The sequence below is a fragment of the Enterococcus ureasiticus genome (genome assembly GCF_001730285.1).
GTDB classification, from domain to species: Bacteria; Bacillota; Bacilli; order Lactobacillales; family Enterococcaceae; genus Enterococcus_L; species Enterococcus_L ureasiticus.
The window spans coordinates 209,515-227,501 of sequence record NZ_MIJZ01000014.1 but is presented as its reverse complement, the minus strand read 5'-3'; the positions used below and the strand labels follow the sequence as shown (position 1 = coordinate 227,501).

Annotated in this window: 12 protein-coding genes, 1 riboswitch and 1 other annotated feature; of the genes, 10 read left to right on the top strand and 2 right to left on the bottom strand. The window is 37.2% G+C overall.

All coding sequences use genetic code 11. The annotated features are described in order from the left end of the window. Positions 1-86 precede the first annotated feature (86 nt). The 7 genes from BCR21_RS11865 to lpdA all read left to right on the top strand — a co-directional run bounded on the left by BCR21_RS11865 (position 87) and on the right by lpdA (position 10,521). A complete protein-coding gene (locus BCR21_RS11865; protein ID WP_069646664.1) occupies positions 87-479 on the top strand; it encodes a DUF1398 family protein in 393 nt (130 codons plus the stop codon). Positions 480-690: 211 nt separating this feature from the next. Further along, complete coding sequence (locus BCR21_RS11860) at positions 691-1,053, top strand: DUF6483 family protein (RefSeq protein ID WP_069646663.1); 363 nt, start codon at positions 691-693, stop codon at positions 1,051-1,053. An 81-nt stretch (positions 1,054-1,134) separates the two neighbouring features. Continuing rightward, positions 1,135-1,303, top strand: a riboswitch (M-box (ykoK) riboswitch). Positions 1,304-2,042: 739 nt separating this feature from the next. Continuing rightward, a complete protein-coding gene (gene mgtA, locus BCR21_RS11855; protein ID WP_069646662.1) occupies positions 2,043-4,655 on the top strand; it encodes a magnesium-translocating P-type ATPase in 2,613 nt (870 codons plus the stop codon). Between the two features lie 570 nt (positions 4,656-5,225). Further along, complete coding sequence (pdhA, locus tag BCR21_RS11850; RefSeq protein WP_025869280.1) at positions 5,226-6,341, top strand: pyruvate dehydrogenase (acetyl-transferring) E1 component subunit alpha; 1,116 nt, start codon at positions 5,226-5,228, stop codon at positions 6,339-6,341. A 2-nt stretch (positions 6,342-6,343) separates the two neighbouring features. Further along, positions 6,344-7,321 (top strand): alpha-ketoacid dehydrogenase subunit beta, encoded by a 978-nt coding sequence (locus BCR21_RS11845; protein WP_069646661.1) that lies wholly within the window; start codon positions 6,344-6,346, stop codon positions 7,319-7,321. A gap of 139 nt (positions 7,322-7,460) precedes the next feature. Then, positions 7,461-9,107 carry a dihydrolipoyllysine-residue acetyltransferase gene (locus BCR21_RS11840; protein WP_069646660.1) on the top strand — a complete coding sequence of 549 codons (1,647 nt, stop codon included), beginning with the start codon at positions 7,461-7,463 and terminating at the stop codon, positions 9,105-9,107. Positions 9,108-9,114: 7 nt separating this feature from the next. Continuing rightward, the gene (gene lpdA / locus BCR21_RS11835) at positions 9,115-10,521 is read left to right on the top strand and encodes a dihydrolipoyl dehydrogenase (RefSeq protein WP_069646659.1); all 1,407 of its coding nucleotides are present in this window, start codon (positions 9,115-9,117) and stop codon (positions 10,519-10,521) included. 84 nt (positions 10,522-10,605) lie between these two features. Here the strand turns inward: lpdA and BCR21_RS11830 are convergent, their stop codons facing one another. Together BCR21_RS11830 and tyrS are read right to left on the bottom strand one after the other, a co-directional pair. After that, a complete protein-coding gene (locus tag BCR21_RS11830; protein WP_069646658.1) occupies positions 10,606-10,920 on the bottom strand; it encodes a YerC/YecD family TrpR-related protein in 315 nt (104 codons plus the stop codon). Positions 10,921-11,234: 314 nt separating this feature from the next. Beyond that, complete coding sequence (gene tyrS, locus BCR21_RS11825; protein WP_069646657.1) at positions 11,235-12,503, bottom strand: tyrosine--tRNA ligase; 1,269 nt, start codon at positions 12,501-12,503, stop codon at positions 11,235-11,237. A gap of 52 nt (positions 12,504-12,555) precedes the next feature. After that, positions 12,556-12,758 (bottom strand) — a binding site (T-box leader). A 383-nt stretch (positions 12,759-13,141) separates the two neighbouring features. On the opposite strand from tyrS, the gene tyrP reads away from it, so the two are divergent. The 3 genes from tyrP to nhaC all read left to right on the top strand — a co-directional run bounded on the left by tyrP (position 13,142) and on the right by nhaC (position 17,977). Then, positions 13,142-14,548 carry a tyrosine-tyramine antiporter gene (gene tyrP, locus BCR21_RS11820; protein WP_069646656.1) on the top strand — a complete coding sequence of 469 codons (1,407 nt, stop codon included), beginning with the start codon at positions 13,142-13,144 and terminating at the stop codon, positions 14,546-14,548. Positions 14,549-14,612: 64 nt separating this feature from the next. Beyond that, positions 14,613-16,466: a tyrosine decarboxylase gene (gene tdc / locus BCR21_RS11815; protein ID WP_069646655.1), complete on the top strand. Its 1,854-nt coding sequence runs from the start codon at positions 14,613-14,615 to the stop codon at positions 16,464-16,466. A gap of 140 nt (positions 16,467-16,606) precedes the next feature. Next, positions 16,607-17,977: a Na+/H+ antiporter NhaC gene (nhaC, locus tag BCR21_RS11810; RefSeq protein WP_069646654.1), complete on the top strand. Its 1,371-nt coding sequence runs from the start codon at positions 16,607-16,609 to the stop codon at positions 17,975-17,977. Positions 17,978-17,987 lie beyond the last annotated feature (10 nt).

Here is a 17,987-nt window from a genome sequence, read left to right as displayed (position 1 = left end):
ATAATTTTGACTGACCAAGATCTGGGTCAAAGCTTGATAAGTTTTGACTTAGATCTATTTTTATACGATTAAGGGGAGTGAAACTAATGAGTCTCAATTTAAAAGCAATTGAAGAAATTGTGAATAATGAAAAAAATGCAGGCGAATTTTCCGAGTTGATCCGCGATTTTAAAAAGATTGGCGTTAAAAAATATGATTATTTAGTAGGTGCAGGTATGTATCGCTACTATGATGAAGCATCATACATTGAAATCCGACTGAATGGCACACCTAAAAATGTTGATATGAAAGAATCTTCGACAGCAATAAAAAAAGCAGTTTTAAAAGCGCAAGCGGGTGACATTACTTTTGAAGAATTCACAGAGCTTGCTGGAGCTGCAGGAGTAGCCTATTGGCGGACAGATTTATTGGCTATGCAGGTGGATTATTTTGGGCAAAGTGGAGAAATTCTGTTAAGTGAACCAATTCCAGAAGTTTAATTTAAACTATCTAAATATTTGTCGTGAAGGTAATTTCATAGATCTATCAAGAAACTGAAACCGCAAAATGTGTGTTTCAGTTTTTATTTATTATTGAAATTTCCCCTAGCAATTCCTATTTTTAATGGTAAACTTAAATAGAAGATTAGAAAACGATGAGTAAAAGTCTGTTTAGTTATTTAAGCACTATTAAAAAAGGAGTGGAATAACAATGATGGAATATGAAAAAGATTGGTTTATGAGGCAAGTGAAAGCCGCTGTGTTTAACCCTTTTAAAAAAGCGTCAGAAGTCCAAGTCATGCCAATGATTCAGGTGACAGATGAAGGGACTGGAGAAAACTATTCTGTTCCAATCCAAAGCTATCTTTCAGAACTGATTTTGACATTGAAAGTAAATCAGGCTGAAAATATACTATTTTCAGAATCTAAAAAAATGACAGACGAACAGTTTTTCGACTTGGGTAATTGGTTTTATGATAGGGTGAACAATTTATCGGACGAAGAATTAAAAGAGGCAAACTTTTCAAGAGCAGAAATTCATCAAGGAATAGCCGATTTAGGTCAATCAGTGTAACTAAAAATGATTATTTTTTGTTTATTTCTTTATCTTTTGACAATTGTAAAAATATGAATTATGATGATTATGGATTAAGAACTGAATAATTGTTAGGTGAGGCTCCTATTTGGACACATGCTGCTGCCGCGAAAGAATCGAGAGACTCTTAGTTGGTTGAACAGGAATGATCGTTAAGGTCATTCATAACGTAGCTGATAAGAAATTATCTACGCCCTATAGTGCTAAAGCTCAACGATAGAGAAACTTTTATTTAAGTTGCTATTTCACGCACACTCTATTGTTGAGTGTGCGTTTTTGCTGTGAATCACAGCGACTGGCTTCGCCAGAGCTGATGATGAACAGTACTTGGCGACCAAAGGGAGCGAAGTTCCGCAAAAAAAACAAACAGCCAGGAAGAAAATAAACGCCAGATATCAAGAGCTCTAAAACATGAAGAAACAACTGGCTTCGCCAGAGCTGATGATGAACAGTACTTGGCGACCAAAGGGAGCGAAGTTCCGCAAAAAAAACAAACAGCCAGGAAGAAAATAAACGCCAGATATCAAGAGCTCTAAAACATGAAGAAACAACTGGCTTCGCCAGAGCTGATGATGAACAGTACTTGGCGACCAAAGGGAGCGAAGTTCCGCAAAAAAAACAAACAGCCAGGAAGAAAATAAACGCCAGATATCAAGATCTCTAAGACATGAAGAAACAACTGTCTTTGCCAGAGCTGATGATGAACAGTACTTGGCGACCAAAGGGAGCGAAGTTCCGCAAAAAAAAACAAACAGCCAGGAAGAAAATAAAATCCAGATAGCAAAATGCTAACCAAACAATTAAAAAAATCCATCGTTCCAAAATGATCAAAAGAGAGGAAGAGCTACATGGAAGACCCCAGTCAGTCGAGCAATAAACTAAATGTCCCCTTCATCTTAGAAACGATGGAATTGAAATAATAATTCTTTCCTCTTCTATATTGGATGAAGAAAAAGGAGGAAAAGATAATGATGAACAAAAAAATAGCAGATATCAAGAAAACAACAAAAGACCAAGAATTAAGAAAATTAGCAATGCTATCTGAACGTGAATTGATGATGGAACTTCGTACCTCAGAAAAGGGGCTATCCGAAGAAGATGCCAAAAATCGTTTAGAAGAGTATGGACCAAATGAAGTGTCCGCACAAAAACCAACACCAGCAATTATTATGTTTTTAGAAGCATTTAAAGATCCATTTGTTTATGTATTGGCTTTATTGATGGTCGTTTCAGCTGCAACAAAAGATTTTGAAGCAGCACTTGTAATGGGAATCATGATTTTAGCTAGTGTTATTATTGCCTTTATTCAAGAGTATCGTTCCCAAAAAGCAAGTTTAAATCTAAAAGAACTCATCGAAAATACAACAGCTGTAACGCGTTCCGGCCAAACGAAAGAAATTCCAATGGACGAAGTTGTCCCAGGAGACATTGTAACACTTGCGACAGGAGATATGATTCCAGCAGATGCCGTGCTGATTTGGACAAAGGATCTATTTATCAATCAATCTTCTTTGACGGGTGAATCAATGCCGGTAGAAAAATTTGTTGAAGCAGGAATTGATAAAAATTCTGAATCTGTTTCTGCTTTAGATATGCAGGATTTGATTTTTATGGGAACCGACGTATTGAGTGGGCAAGGAAAAGCGATTATCTTGAAGACTGGACAAAATACGTTCTTCGGGGATATTGCCAAAAATGCGACAACCCAACGTGGAAAAACCTCTTTTGATATTGGTTTGACGAAAGTCAGTAAATTTCTACTAAGAATGGTTATGATTTTGTTTCCAATCGTATTTTTGATCAATGGTATCACGAAAGGTGAATGGGGCGAAGCGTTTTTCTTTGCGATTGCTGTGGCAGTTGGTTTAACGCCTGAAATGCTTCCGATGATCGTAACCAGTAACTTAGCAAAAGGTGCGTTAAGTTTATCCAAACATAAGGTGATCGTAAAAGAATTACCTTCTATTCAGAATTTAGGTAGTATGGATATTCTGTGTACAGATAAAACAGGAACGATTACAGAAGATAGAGTCGTTTTAGTACAACATCTGGATCCATTAGGTGAAGTCAATAATCAAGTTCTAGATATGGCTTTTTTGAATTCTCATTATCAAACCGGCTGGAAAAATCTGATGGATATAGCGGTAATCAATTTTTATGAAGAAAATAACAATCAAAGTCCATATCATTCGGTGACAAAATTAGATGAAATTCCGTTTGACTTTTCCCGTCGTCGTTTAACTGTGGTCGTCAATGCAGATGGTCATCAATTTATGATCACTAAAGGTGCTGTTGAAGAGATGGAAGCTGTTTGTACACATGCTGAAATCAATGGCGAAATCGTACCGTTAACACCCGAGTTGCAAAAAAGAATGCGCGAAGTCAATATTCGGATGAATGAACAAGGTATGCGAGCTTTAGCAGTTGCCGTTAAAAAAGATGTTCACAGCGAAGCCATTTATAGTGTAGAAGATGAACAAGGAATGACACTGATCGGTTTTATGGGCTTTTTGGATCCAGCAAAAAAATCAGCAATTACTGCAATCAAGTCGTTACATCAACATGGTGTTAATGTAAAAGTTTTAACAGGTGATAATGATATTGTTGCTAAAAAAGTTTGTAGTGATGTAGGAATAGAAGTGTCACATGTTGTACTTGGATCTGATATCGATAATATGTCTGATGAACAAATGAAAGAAGAAGTCGAAAAAACCAATTTATTTGCTAAATTGAATCCGATGCAAAAGTCTCGAATCATTGAAACACTGCAAGGTAATGGTCACACAGTTGGTTTCATGGGAGATGGAATCAATGATGCACCAGCACTTCGTAAAGCAGATGTTGGAATTTCCGTTGATACAGCGGCCGATATTACAAAAGATGCCAGCTCAATCATTTTACTAGAAAAAAGCTTGAATGTTCTAGAAGATGGTGTGATCGAAGGTCGAAAAGTTTTTAGTAATATGATGAAGTACATTAAAATCACGATCAGTTCTAACTTTGGGAATGTTTTCTCAATACTGATCGCAAGTGCTTTTTTACCATTTCTACCAATGCTTTCGATTCAATTATTGATCCAAAACTTAATTTATGATATCGCGCAATTGGCCATTCCTTGGGATAATGTGGATGAAGAAGATTTATTAAAACCTGTTCGTTGGGAAACAAATGGCCTGATGAAATTTACCTTATGCATTGGACCGGTAAGTAGTATCTTTGATATTATGACCTATCTCGTGATGTGGTTTGTCTTCAGCGCTAACACGATCGGCAGTCAACATTTGTTCCAAACAGGTTGGTTTGTAGTTGGCTTAGTTAGTCAAACCTTAGTTGTTCAAATGGTTCGGACTAGAAAAATACCATTTATTCAAAGTATTGCATCACCAGCTGTAATTCTTTCCAGTTTAGGAGCAGTCGCTTTAGGATTATTGATTGTCTTGACACCAATTCGGGAGGTTTTCGACTTTGTGAAACTTCCAGCTAATTATTGGGGCTGGTTCATTTTGATCATTGTACTATATTTAATTACAGTAGAAGTTGCGAAACGACTTTATATTCATATCACAAAAGAGTGGATTTGATTTAGAAAAAGAAGATTTCGAATTTTTATTCGGTAGACGATTTGGTGAAATTAAATGGTTAGTCCATTTTTTCAAAAACTATCATTTAGAAGAAATGACGAAAAATTTCTTTGTGGTTGAATCTGTTATTCGGAAAGAGTGACGAAAAATTATTTTTTGATTATTAATATTCGTTTTTTAGAGAACAAAGGCAAAATGCATAAATTTTTGTCTTTGTTCTTTTTCTTGTGTTCGAAAAAAGTCTGTTCAATTTTTAGCAAAGAATTTCTAACCTGTAAATCTTCTGTAGCATAACAATGATCAAAGGGACTATAACAGATGAGTGTCAAAAGATACGATTGTGGAGGCTTTTTGTAAAACGGTTTCTTGTTTGTGATTTTAATCACTAACCTTTGGTACGAAAGGTTTCGGGTATTTTAATCAAATTTAAAGAAATGCTAACTTTTTACTTGCTCTTTTATCTGTTTAGTGATAATTTGTAAGTGTAGTCGATAAAAAGTAATACAGTTTTTAACACTGTTTTATTTTTTACGAAAAAAAGAAACGTAACAGAGAGGATTGTGTGACAAAATGGCAAAGGCAAAGAAACAAAAACCTATTGACTTTAAAGCACTTATGGAAAAAGTCGACGCTGATTTCCCAACATTTCAAATTTTAGATAAAGATGGGAAAATCGTAAATGAAGATGCTGTACCGGATTTATCAGATGACGAATTAGTAGAATTAATGACTCGTATGGTTTGGTCACGTGTATTAGACCAACGCTCAACTGCTTTGAACCGTCAAGGTCGTCTAGGCTTCTTCGCACCAACAGCTGGACAAGAAGCAAGCCAATTAGCAAGTCAATTTGCTATGGAAAAAGAAGATTACCTATTACCAGGTTACCGTGATGTACCTCAATTAGTTCAACACGGCTTACCATTAACAGAAGCTTTTCTTTGGTCTCGTGGACATGTAGCAGGTAACCACTACGCACCAGAATTAAATGCTTTACCACCACAAATCATCATTGGTGCGCAATACATTCAAGCAGCTGGTGTTGCTTTAGGAATGAAAAAACGCGGCAAGAAAAACGTTGTCTTCACTTATACAGGTGATGGCGGTTCTTCACAAGGTGATTTCTATGAAGCAATCAACTTTGCAGGTGCTTATCATGCAAACGGCGTGTTTATCATCCAAAACAATGGTTTTGCGATTTCAACACCACGTGAAAAACAAACAGCAGCTAAAACGTTAGCACAAAAAGCTGTAGCGGCAGGAATTCCAGGAATCGTCGTTGACGGAATGGACCCATTAGCAGTGTATGCAATTGCAAAAGAAGCACGCGAATGGTCTGCAAACGGAAACGGCCCTGTATTGATCGAAACGTTAACTTACCGTTATGGTCCACATACATTATCAGGTGACGATCCAACTCGTTACCGTTCAAAAGACATGGATGACGAATGGGTACAAAAAGATCCATTAGTTCGTTTCCGTAAATATCTAGAAGACAAAGGCTTATGGTCTGAAGAAAAAGAAAACGAAGTAATCGAAAAAACAAAAGAAGAAATCAAAGTAGCAATTGCAGAAGCAGATAAAGTTCCAAAACAAAAAGTTTCTGATTTCTTGAAAAATATGTTTGAAGTTCAACCTCAAAACATTAAAGAACAAATTGCATTCTACGAAGCGAAGGAGTCGAAATAATCATGGCACAAAAAACAATGATCCAAGCAATTACAGATGCCTTAGCTCTTGAAATAGAGAAAGACGAAAATGTATTAGTATTCGGTGAAGACGTTGGTAAAAACGGCGGAGTTTTCCGTGCAACTGAAGGCTTACAAGAAAAATTTGGTGAAGACCGTGTCTTCGATACTCCTTTAGCAGAATCTGGAATCGGTGGTTTAGCTTTCGGTTTAGCATTAGAAGGTTACCGTCCAGTTCCTGAAATCCAATTCTTTGGATTCGTATTTGAAGTGTTTGACGAAATCGTAGGTCAAATGGCTCGTACTCGTTACCGTATGGGTGGAACACGTAACATGCCTATTACTGTTCGTGCGCCTTTTGGTGGTGGTGTGCATACACCAGAACTTCACTCAGATAACTTAGAAGGTTTGATTGCTCAATCCCCTGGTATCCGTGTTGTTATCCCATCAAATCCATATGATGCAAAAGGACTATTGATTTCTGCAATCAGAAGCAATGACCCTGTTGTTTACCTAGAGCACATGAAACTATACCGTTCATTCCGTGAGGAAGTGCCGGATGAGTCTTATGAAGTGCCTTTAGATAAAGCAGCTGTTACTCGTGAGGGTACAGATGTTTCTATCATCACTTACGGTGCAATGGTTCGCGAAGCAATCAAAGCTGCTGACAACTTAGCGAAAGACAATATTTCTGTTGAAATCATTGACTTACGTACTGTCGCTCCTTTAGATGTTGAAACAATCATTAAATCAGTTGAAAAAACTGGCCGCGTAGTCGTTGTTCAAGAAGCTCAAAAACAAGCAGGCGTTGGTGCTATGGTTGTTTCTGAAATTTCTGAACGTGCAGTATTATCATTAGAAGCGCCAATTGGCCGTGTATCTGCTCCAGATACAATCTTCCCATTTGGACAAGCAGAAAACATTTGGTTGCCAAATGCTAAAGATATCGAAGCGAAAGCTAGAGAAATCGCAGAATTTTAATTAAATAGTCGAGCAGAATAACTGAACCTTGAGCAATAAGACTGAACTTTCACTGATTTTTTATCATGAGAAAGTTTGGACTTATTGTTGCCAAGGTTATCTTGTGAAGTTAGACGTAAAAGAAAGGGAAGACTAAAAAATGGCTTATCAGTTTAAATTACCAGATATTGGTGAAGGTATTGCAGAAGGCGAAATCGTAAAATGGTTCGTTAAAGCAGGAGACACCATCAATGAAGACGATACACTATTAGAAGTTCAAAACGATAAATCTGTAGAAGAGATTCCATCTCCAGTTACAGGAACAGTTAAATCAATCGTAGTACCTGAAGGCACAGTAGCAAATGTTGGGGATGTATTGATCGAAATCGATGCACCAGGACATCCTGAAAATGATGCAGCACCTACAGCCGCTCCAGCTCAAGAACAAACACCTGCACAACCAGCAGCAGTTCCAGAAGCACCAGCAGCAGACAATGGCGGCGGCGTTTTCCAATTTAAATTACCAGATATCGGTGAAGGTATTGCAGAAGGTGAAATCGTAAAATGGTTCGTTAAATCAGGCGATACAATCAATGAAGATGATACTTTATTGGAAGTTCAAAACGACAAATCTGTTGAAGAAATTCCTTCACCAGTTACAGGTACAGTTAAAAACATCGTTGTTCCAGAAGGTACAGTAGCAAATGTTGGGGATGTATTGATTGAAATCGATGCACCAGGACATAACGCTGCACCAAGTTCAGCTCCAGTAGCAAGTGCTCCTGCTCAAACAGAACAAGCAGCACCAGCACCTGCAGCATCAACAGGTGTAGTAGCAGCTGCTGATCCAAATAAACGTGTTCTGGCTATGCCATCAGTACGTCAATTTGCTCGTGAAAAAGATGTTGATATTACACAAGTTGCACCAACTGGAAAAGGCGGACGTGTCACAAAATCAGATATCGAAAGCTTTATCTCAGGTGGCGGACAAGCAGCAGCACCAGCACAAGCTGAACAAACTGCAGCAACTCCACAAGCAACAGCTACAACTGAAACAGCAGCACCAAAAGCACCTGCTAAACCATTTGTTTCTGATTTAGGTGAAGCGGAAACTCGTGAGAAAATGACACCAACTCGTAAAGCAATTGCTAAAGCGATGGTTAACAGTAAACACACTGCACCTCACGTTACATTGCATGACGAAGTTGAAGTATCTAAATTATGGGATCACCGTAAGAAATTTAAAGATGTTGCTGCTGCAAACGGCACAAAATTAACATTCTTACCATATGTTGTTAAAGCGTTAACTGCAACAGTTCAAAAATTCCCAATCTTGAATGCATCAATTGATGACGCAGCACAAGAAATCGTATATAAAAACTACTATAACATTGGTATCGCAACAGATACTGATCATGGTTTATATGTACCAAACGTTAAAAATGCGAACACTAAGAGTATGTTTGCTATCGCTGATGAAATCAACGAAAAAGCAGCTCTTGCAATTGAAGGCAAATTAACTGGTGCGGATATGCGTGATGGCTCTATCACAATCAGTAATATTGGTTCAGTTGGCGGCGGCTGGTTTACACCAGTTATCAACTACCCTGAAGTTGCAATTTTAGGTGTTGGTACAATCGCTACACAACCAGTTGTAAATGCAGACGGTGAAATCGTTGTTGGACGTGTCATGAAACTTTCAATGAGTTTTGACCACCGTATCGTTGATGGCGCGACTGCTCAAAAAGCAATGAACAACATCAAGCGTTTATTAGCTGATCCAGAATTATTATTAATGGAAGGATGATTATCACATGGTAGTAGGAGATTTCGCCATTGAATTAGATACAGTCGTAATTGGTTCAGGCCCTGGAGGATACGTTGCAGCAATTCGTGCTGCTGAAATGGGTCAAAAAGTTGCGATCATTGAACGTGAGTTTATCGGCGGTGTATGTTTGAACGTTGGATGTATTCCTTCTAAAGCATTGATCGCAGCTGGACATCACTATCAAGAATCACTAGATTCAACTATGTTTGGTGTAACAGCTAAAGATGTTGAGTTAGACTTTACAAAAACACAAGAATGGAAAGACAACAAAGTTGTTAACACTTTGACAAGTGGTGTTGGTTTCCTTCTTAAAAAACATAAAATCGAAATTATTGAAGGAGAAGCTTTCTTCGTTGATGAAAACACATTACGTGTCATTCATCCGGATTCAGCTCAAACTTACTCATTCAATAATGCAATCGTAGCAACAGGTTCTCGTCCAATCGAAATCCCTGGATTTAAATTTGGCGGACGTGTTTTAGATTCAACAGGTGGTTTGAACTTGAAAGAAGTACCTAAGAAATTTGTTATCATCGGTGGCGGTGTTATCGGTGCAGAATTAGGCGGAGCATATGCAAACCTTGGTTCTGAAGTAACGATTTTAGAAGGTAGCCCTTCAATCTTACCAACTTATGAAAAAGACATGGTTAAACTAGTTACAGATGACTTCAAGAAGAAAAATGTAACAGTTGTAACCAAAGCGATGGCTAAAGAAGCAATCGACAATGGCGACAGCGTAACTGTAAAATATGAAGTAGACGGCAAAGAAGAATCAGTCACTGCTGACTATGTAATGGTAACAGTTGGACGTCGTCCAAACACGGATGATCTTGGTTTAGAACAAGCCAGTGTTGAAGTTGGCGAACGTGGTTTAGTTAAAGTGGACAAACAAGGTAGAACAAACGTATCAAATATCTTCGCTATTGGTGATATCGTACCAGGTGCTGCTCTTGCTCATAAAGCAAGCTACGAAGCTAAAATTGCAGCAGAAGCAATTTCTGGTAAAAAAGTTGAAGTAGACTACAAAGCAATGCCTGCTGTAGCTTTTACTGATCCAGAATTAGCAAGTGTTGGTATGACAATTGCTGAAGCCAAAGAAGCGGGATTAGAAGCAACTGCTTACAAATTCCCATTCGCTGGTAACGGCCGTGCTATTTCTTTAGGTAAAACTGAAGGATTCGTACGTTTGGTAACAACAAACGAAGACAATGTAATTATCGGAGCACAAATCGGCGGAGTTGGCGCAAGTGATATGATTTCTGAATTATCATTAGCGGTTGAATCTGGCATGAATGCTGAAGATATCGCATTAACGATCCATCCACACCCATCTTTAGGGGAAATTACTATGGATGCTTCTGAGTTGGCTTTAGGTTTGCCAATTCATATTTAAATAGCATATTTGTCACACAAAGAAAGACCGAGCTAGCCAAGCTCGGTCTTTTGTTTTATTTAAAAACTCAAAAAATAACTCTTTTCATCGATGGAGATCTCTATCATCTTGTTCCTCGATTCTATGAACCATTTCAAGCAATCCGCCGTTTCCCTCATCTATAATTCTTTTAACTCTAGAAATCGTTGTAGTGCTGCTGCCAGTAGCTTCAGCAATATCAGTATAGGTTTTATTTAGGACTAACAACTTTGCAACCTCAAATCGTTGGATCATTGAATCTAGTTCTTTTAGTGTCATCAAGTCATCAAAATAATTATAACAATCTTCCAATGTTTCCAGAGCTAACAGAGAACGGAAAAACTCATCACCGTGACCGTCTTGTATCTTATCGATTTTCATAAGTTCCTCCTAATTTAAAAGCGTAGCGGACTCGTTTAACTTTGACTGAAGAATAGGAAAAATTGAGAGTGGCGTTTTTTGGCACAATCAGATTTTATCTTTTTTCCGAAGAGCTAGCCCGCGAAGCTAGATAATACATAGCAATAATGTTTCTTTTACTCACTATATACTTCTTAGCAAGCATTTTTTATTATAAAACTTTTTTGTATTTTGTCCAGTAAATTGAATGGATACGTGTAAAAAATCAAACAAAGAAAGGTGAAGCAAAACTAAATTAGTTTTGCTTCACCTTTTAAAAATAGCGTCATTCTTGTTTAATTAGAAATTAATTTCACTAAAGTGTATTGTTTTTTACCTTTTCTCACAATAATGAATTTTCCGTCAAAGCTATGCTCTGCTGTAACGACAAAGTCCAACTCTTTAATACGATCACCATTGATTGAAATTGCGCCATTTGTGATATCTTCTCTCGCTTGGCGTTTAGAAGGTTCGATTCCAAGTTCGATCAACCAGTCTACAAGAGTTTGATCAAGTGTTTCTGTTTCAATAGTAGGCATGTTTTTAAAGCCTTCTTCAATTTGTTTAGAAGTTAGATTTTTTACATTACCTGAGAATAATGCTTCTGAAATGGCTAGTGCATCATTTAAATCAGCTTCACTATGAACAAATTTTGTCATTTCGGCAGCTAATACGCGTTGCGCTTCACGTAAATGTGGTTCTGTTTGGACTTTGACTTCTAAGGCATCGATTTCTTCTTTTGTTAAGAAAGTAAAGAATTTCAAGTATTTGATTACGTCACGGTCGTCTTGGTTTACCCAGAATTGGTAGAACTCGTAAGGTGTTGTTTTTTCTGGATCAAGCCAAACGGCGCCACCGGCTGTTTTACCAAATTTTGTTCCGTCCGCTTTTAGCATCAATGGAATTGTTAAACCAAAGGCTTTTGCATCAGCGCCTTCTTTTTTACGAATCAAGTCTAGCCCTGCTGTAATATTGCCCCATTGATCAGCTCCACCAATTTGCATGCGAACGTTATTGTTTTGGAATAAGTGTAAAAAGTCCATTGATTGTAGGATTTGGTACGTAAATTCTGTAAACGAAATCCCTGTTTCTAAACGGCTTGCTACGATATCTTTGGCAAGCATGGTATTGATGTTGAAGAATTTACCGTAATCTCTTAAAAAATCTAAAAGAGTAAGGTTGTGTGTCCAGTCGTAGTTATTTACGAGTGTTAATGTGTTGTCAGTATCTACAGCAAATAGTTTTTCCATTTGTCTTGTTAAAGAATCAACATTGTGTTGAACAGTTTCCATTGTTTGTAATTGACGTTCTGTCGTGCGTCCACTTGGATCTCCAATCGTTCCAGTTGCACCACCGATCAAAATAAATGGATGATGTCCAAAGGCTTGGAATCTTTTTAGCATCATAAAAGGAATCAAGTGCCCGATATGCATGCTATCTCCTGTAGGGTCAACACCGCAATATAGTGAAATGCTCTCGGTTTCAACGTATTCACGTAAACCTTCGCTATCTGTTTGTTGGTTGATGGCGCCGCGCCATTCTAATTCATCAATAATGTTTGTCATGTTTCTTCTTCCTTTCCTAAATAAAATAAAAAACGCCCCATAGGCTATTAGCCTATGGGACGAACTCCGCCGTGTTACCACCCAAATTGTATATGAAAAACCATATACCTCTCAAATCTGTATCGTAGATAGACGCCTACTTACGGTAGGAAACTAAAAGTGTAATTCACAAAAAATGTATATGCCAACTCTCACTAAATGTTGACTCTCTGAAATAGGGACATTCTTGCTACTTCGCTTTATTAAAGTTTGATATGTTATTTTGTAGCAATTCTACGACAAATAAGCCAACTTGTCAAATACTTCTTTTTTACTTTTATTATTTTTAAATGAGGTATTTCTCATATAAGTCGATTTTGGTTTAATCTAGGTTTTTTGAAAGTATATAAAGACAAATATAATTTCTAACAATTGCGAACGACCTTTTTACAATTAGATCTTTTACGTTATTTTTTTCACACAAAAGCTTTAGTGCAGTGGAGCGCTGACGCGCTGTATAGAGTAGATGAATGTTAAATAACGGCCTTTTTTTTTAATTCTGCTCTTTTTGACTTGAGGCTTAAAGCTACCTATACTTTGGGAGTGATTTCACATGTGGGAAACAAAAAATAAATTTAATCAGGAGGTCAAATAGAAACATGAATAAGAAATTATCATTATTTGGATTAATTGGAATTACCATGGCCTTTTTTGGAACGGTTCGTAGTGTTCCAACATTAGCATCAACAGGATGGGCACAAATCTTTTATATGTTAATCGCAGCATGCTGCTTTGCTTTACCAATTGCTTTGATTTCAGCTGAGTTATCAACTGGCTGGCCAGAAGAAGGCGGCCCTCAAGTTTGGGTACGTAATGCTTTTGGAGAAAAATGGGGTTTTGTTACTTCATGGTTATTATGGGTACAAATGTTTTTCGGAATGGTGATGGTTGCTTCAACTGTCGGAGTGTTATTAGGGTATGTCATTGACCGTCCAGATTTAGGACACAATAATTTATTCATTTTTATCATGATATTGGTTTCTTATTGGGGCATTACATTGCTGAATTTGAAATTTGACATGGTAAAAATTGCAGGTGACTGGGGCGCTGTGATCGGTGTTTATATTCCTTTTGTGGCATTAGTTATTTTAGGAATGATGTACATGGCAAAACATGGAATCAACCAAGATAGTTATTTAGGTCATTTTGAAGCGAGCAAGTTATTACCTGATTTTAGTGATTTAGGTAGCTTACCGACATTAACAGGAATTATCTTCATTTTTGCTGGAGTAGAAATTTCATCTGTTCATGCAAACAATATCGATAACCCAAAACGTAATTATCCAATTGCTGTGATTGCTTCTGTTTTACTATTAGTTGTATTCAACTTAGTAGCTGGTTTAAGTGTGGCAGATAGTGTACCAGCTGGAAAAATGGAACTAGCTAATATCACACAACCATTTGTGATCATGACACAAGATTTAGGAATTCCAGCAATTTTCAATAATATTATTTCCTTGATGATTTTAATCGGTGTCTTAGTTCAATTGAGTGCTTGGGTTTTAGGACCAAGTAAATCAATGATCAAAGTAGCAGAAGAAGGGAACTTACCACCATTCTTCCAAAAACGTAACGCAAAAGGAATTCCAATTGTTTTTGTTATGATCCAAGCGATTGTTATTTCACTTGTTTCATTCCTATATGTTGTTGTGCCAGATATCAGTGCAGCATTTTTGATCATCACGATTACAACGACGATTCTTTATTGTGTAGTGTATCTATTGATTTCACTTTCAGCGATTAAGTTGCGTTACAGTATGCCGAATGTGAAACGTCCATTTAGATTAGGAAGTAAAGGCAATGGCTTGATGTGGTTTGTCTCTGTTTTAGCGATCGTTAGTGTGGTTGTTACAATTCTAGTCAGCTTGATTCCACCAACTTCTGTTCCGCAAAGTGGACATGTAGCATATATTATTTTCCAAGTGGCAGCAACTGTTATTATGATCGGTATTGCATTGATCATTTATAAGAAAAAGAAACCAGAATGGAAGAAAACAGATAAATAAGAAATAACGATAAAAAATAGAGTTTTCAGCATGATCAATTATGAAACTATTGGAGGAAAATATCATGAAAAATTTCAATACTGACGATACAAATTTAAAAGCATTATTTATAGGTGATAAAGGTGAAAACGTTGATTTATTCAAAGAACTGTTAAACAAAATGATCGATGAGCACGTTGGCTGGAGACAAAATTACATGCCGCAAGATTTACCAGTGATTTCACCACAAGATAGAAGTTCTAAAAGTTTCCAAGAAACAGCGGACAATATGAGAAGTGTTTTCAATGTTTTATCTTCACGTTTACGCACTGAATCACTTCCTTGGCACTCAGCAGGCCGTTTTTGGGGTCATATGAACGCCGAAACATTAATGCCATCAATTATTGCCTATACAACTGCAATGCTTTGGAACGGCAATAACGTGGCTTATGAGTCATCACCAGCAACTTCACAAATGGAAGAAGAAGTTGGAATGGAATTTGCTACATTGATGGGGTATGAAGATGGTTGGGGTCACATCGCAGCTGATGGTTCGATTGCTAACTTAGAAGGTTTATGGTATGCCCGCAATATGAAATCATTACCGTTTGCTATTCAAGCTGTTGTGCCAGAAATGGTTGCAGGTAAAACGGACTGGGAATTGTTGAACATGTCTACAACAGAAGTTTTAGATATTTTGGATCAAGTGCAAGATAACTTTGACGAGATCAAAGCGCAATCAGCTCGTAGTGGTAAAAACTTAGATAAATTAGGTAAATGGATCGTGCCACAAACAAAACATTATTCATGGTTAAAAGCGGCTGACATTATCGGGATTGGTTTAGACCAAGTGATCGCTGGTGAAGTAAATAGTGAATACCGTATGGATATTGATAAATTAGAAGCGCAAATTCGTGATTTAGCAGCACAAGGTATTCCGACTCTTGGAGTTGTTGGTGTGGTTGGTTCGACAGAAGAAGGTCAAGTCGATCGTATCGATCAAATCATCGCTTTACGTGATAAATTAGCAAAAGAAGGCATCTACTTCTATGTACATGTCGATGCAGCTTACGGCGGTTATGGACGGTCAATTTTCTTAGATGAAAATGATCAATTTATCGAATGGGATAAAATTGAAGAAACCTATGCCAAACATAATATCTTCCAAGAAAAAAATGATTGGTTGACAAGAGAAGTTTATGAATCATTCAAAGCAATCGAACAAGCTGAATCTGTAACAATCGATCCACATAAAATGGGCTACATTCCATATTCTGCTGGTGGTGTTGTCATCAAAGATATCCGTATGCGTGACGTGATTTCTTACTTTGCAACGTATGTATTTGAAAAAGGGGCAGATATTCCAGCCTTATTAGGAGCTTACATTCTTGAAGGATCTAAAGCTGGTGCAACGGCTGCCGCTGTTTGGACGGCTCACAAAGTATTACCACTTAACGTAACAGGTTACGGTAAATTAATGGGTGCAAGTATTGAAGGGGCTTATCATTTCTATCACTTTATCGATGGTTTGGAATTTAAAGTTGGCGATAAAACGATTGAAATCCATGCGTTAACAAAACCTGATTTTAATATGGTTGATTATGTATTTAATGAAAAAGGCAATACAGATCTTGTGAAAATGAATAAATTAAACCATGATTTCTACGACTATGCATCTTATGCAAAAGGTGGATTATATAACAATGAATTCATTACTTCACATACTGATTTTGCCATCGAAGAATATGGTCACAGCCCATTTGAATTTGTAAACAGCTTAGGGTTCTCCCGCGCTGAATGGGAACGTGCAGATAAAGTAACGATTTTACGTGCTGCAGGTATGTCTCCGTATATGAATGATAAAGAAGTTTTTGATGAATACGCTAAAAAAATTAAACAAGCAATCCAAGAAAAATTAGAAGCAATTTACGCTGAATAAATGATTGTAAGTTGAAATACTGTGGGTGTGGCAAAGCGCTAAATCAGCTTTGCCATAGCTGCAGCTTTTCTATAAAAAATAATGAGAGAAAATGAATAAGAGTATTCATCGACTTTCTAAAAAAATGTGGGGAACAATGTATGAAAACATATCAAGTGAATTTTAACGAAGCAGTTTTCTTATTAATAACATTACTGTTGATGATTGGTACCAGTATTATTGGTTTCGGTATTCCTGCTCATGTTGCTATTTTGATTGCGATTGGTTATTTGCTTTTATTTGCGGTATATAAGAAATTTTCTTGGGATTTTATTCATGATGCATTGATCGATGGGGTTTCTTCTGGTATTATCCCGATGTTGATTTTCATTTTGATTGGTGCTTTGATCAGTGTTTGGATTGCGGCGGGAACGATTCCGACGATCATGGTTTTAGGTTTTTCTTTTTTGTCTGTGAAATATTTTATTCCGACTGTTTTTATTGTTTGCGGTATTGTAGGGGGAGCGGTTGGTAGCTCTTTTACCACGATTTCAACGATCGGGATTGCCTTTTTAGGAATGGGTAGCTTGATTGGGGTTGATCCAGCATTAACAACAGGTGCAATTGTGTCAGGTGCATTTTTGGGAAATTCGATTTCGCCACTTTCAGATACAGTGAACTTAGCTGCGGCAATTTCAGAAGTCGATTTATTTGAACATTTGAAAAATACATATAAAACTGCGATTCCAGCAGCTGTGCTTTCATTCGGTTATTTTTTAGTCATGGGATTGCACTATGATGGCGCTTTGGACAGTACAAGTGTACACGACATTGTGAATACGCTAAGTGACCATTTTACGATATCTTTTGTTGAGCTGATTCCATTGGCGATTTTATTCGTTTGTGCCTGGAAGAAGATTCCTGCAATTCCCACATTGCTGTTGAGTATTTGTACATCATTGGTTTTGATGTTCGTGATGAATACCCATTTTTCATTTGTGGATACAGCCGATATGATCCAAAATGGTTTTGTTTCTCAGACTGGTAACCCACAAGTGGATGAACTGCTTTCCAGAGGTGGAATTCAAAGCATGATGTGGTCGGTATCGTTGATTATTTTAGCATTGGCTTTGGGTGGACTATTAGTAAAAATGGAAATTATTGAATGTTTGCTTCATCGGTTTGAAACAGTGATCAATTCTCGTCAAAAGCTGATTTTTATTACGATGATGAGTTCGATAGGTATCAATGTGCTGATTGGCGAACAGTATCTGTCGATCATTTTACCAGGAAAATCATTTATCAATAAATTTAAAGAAAAAAATGTTCCATTGACCTTGTTGTCTAGAGGATTGAATGATGCAGGTTCAGTCGTGAATCCTCTGATTCCTTGGGGAGTGAGCGGTGTCTTTATTTCGGCAACGTTAGGGATTGCAACAGTAAATTATTTGCCGTATGCAGTATTTTGCTATATTTTACCGTTATTGTCATTTTTAGTCACGATTATTGGTAAAAAAGAAGCTAAAAAATAATAAAATAAAA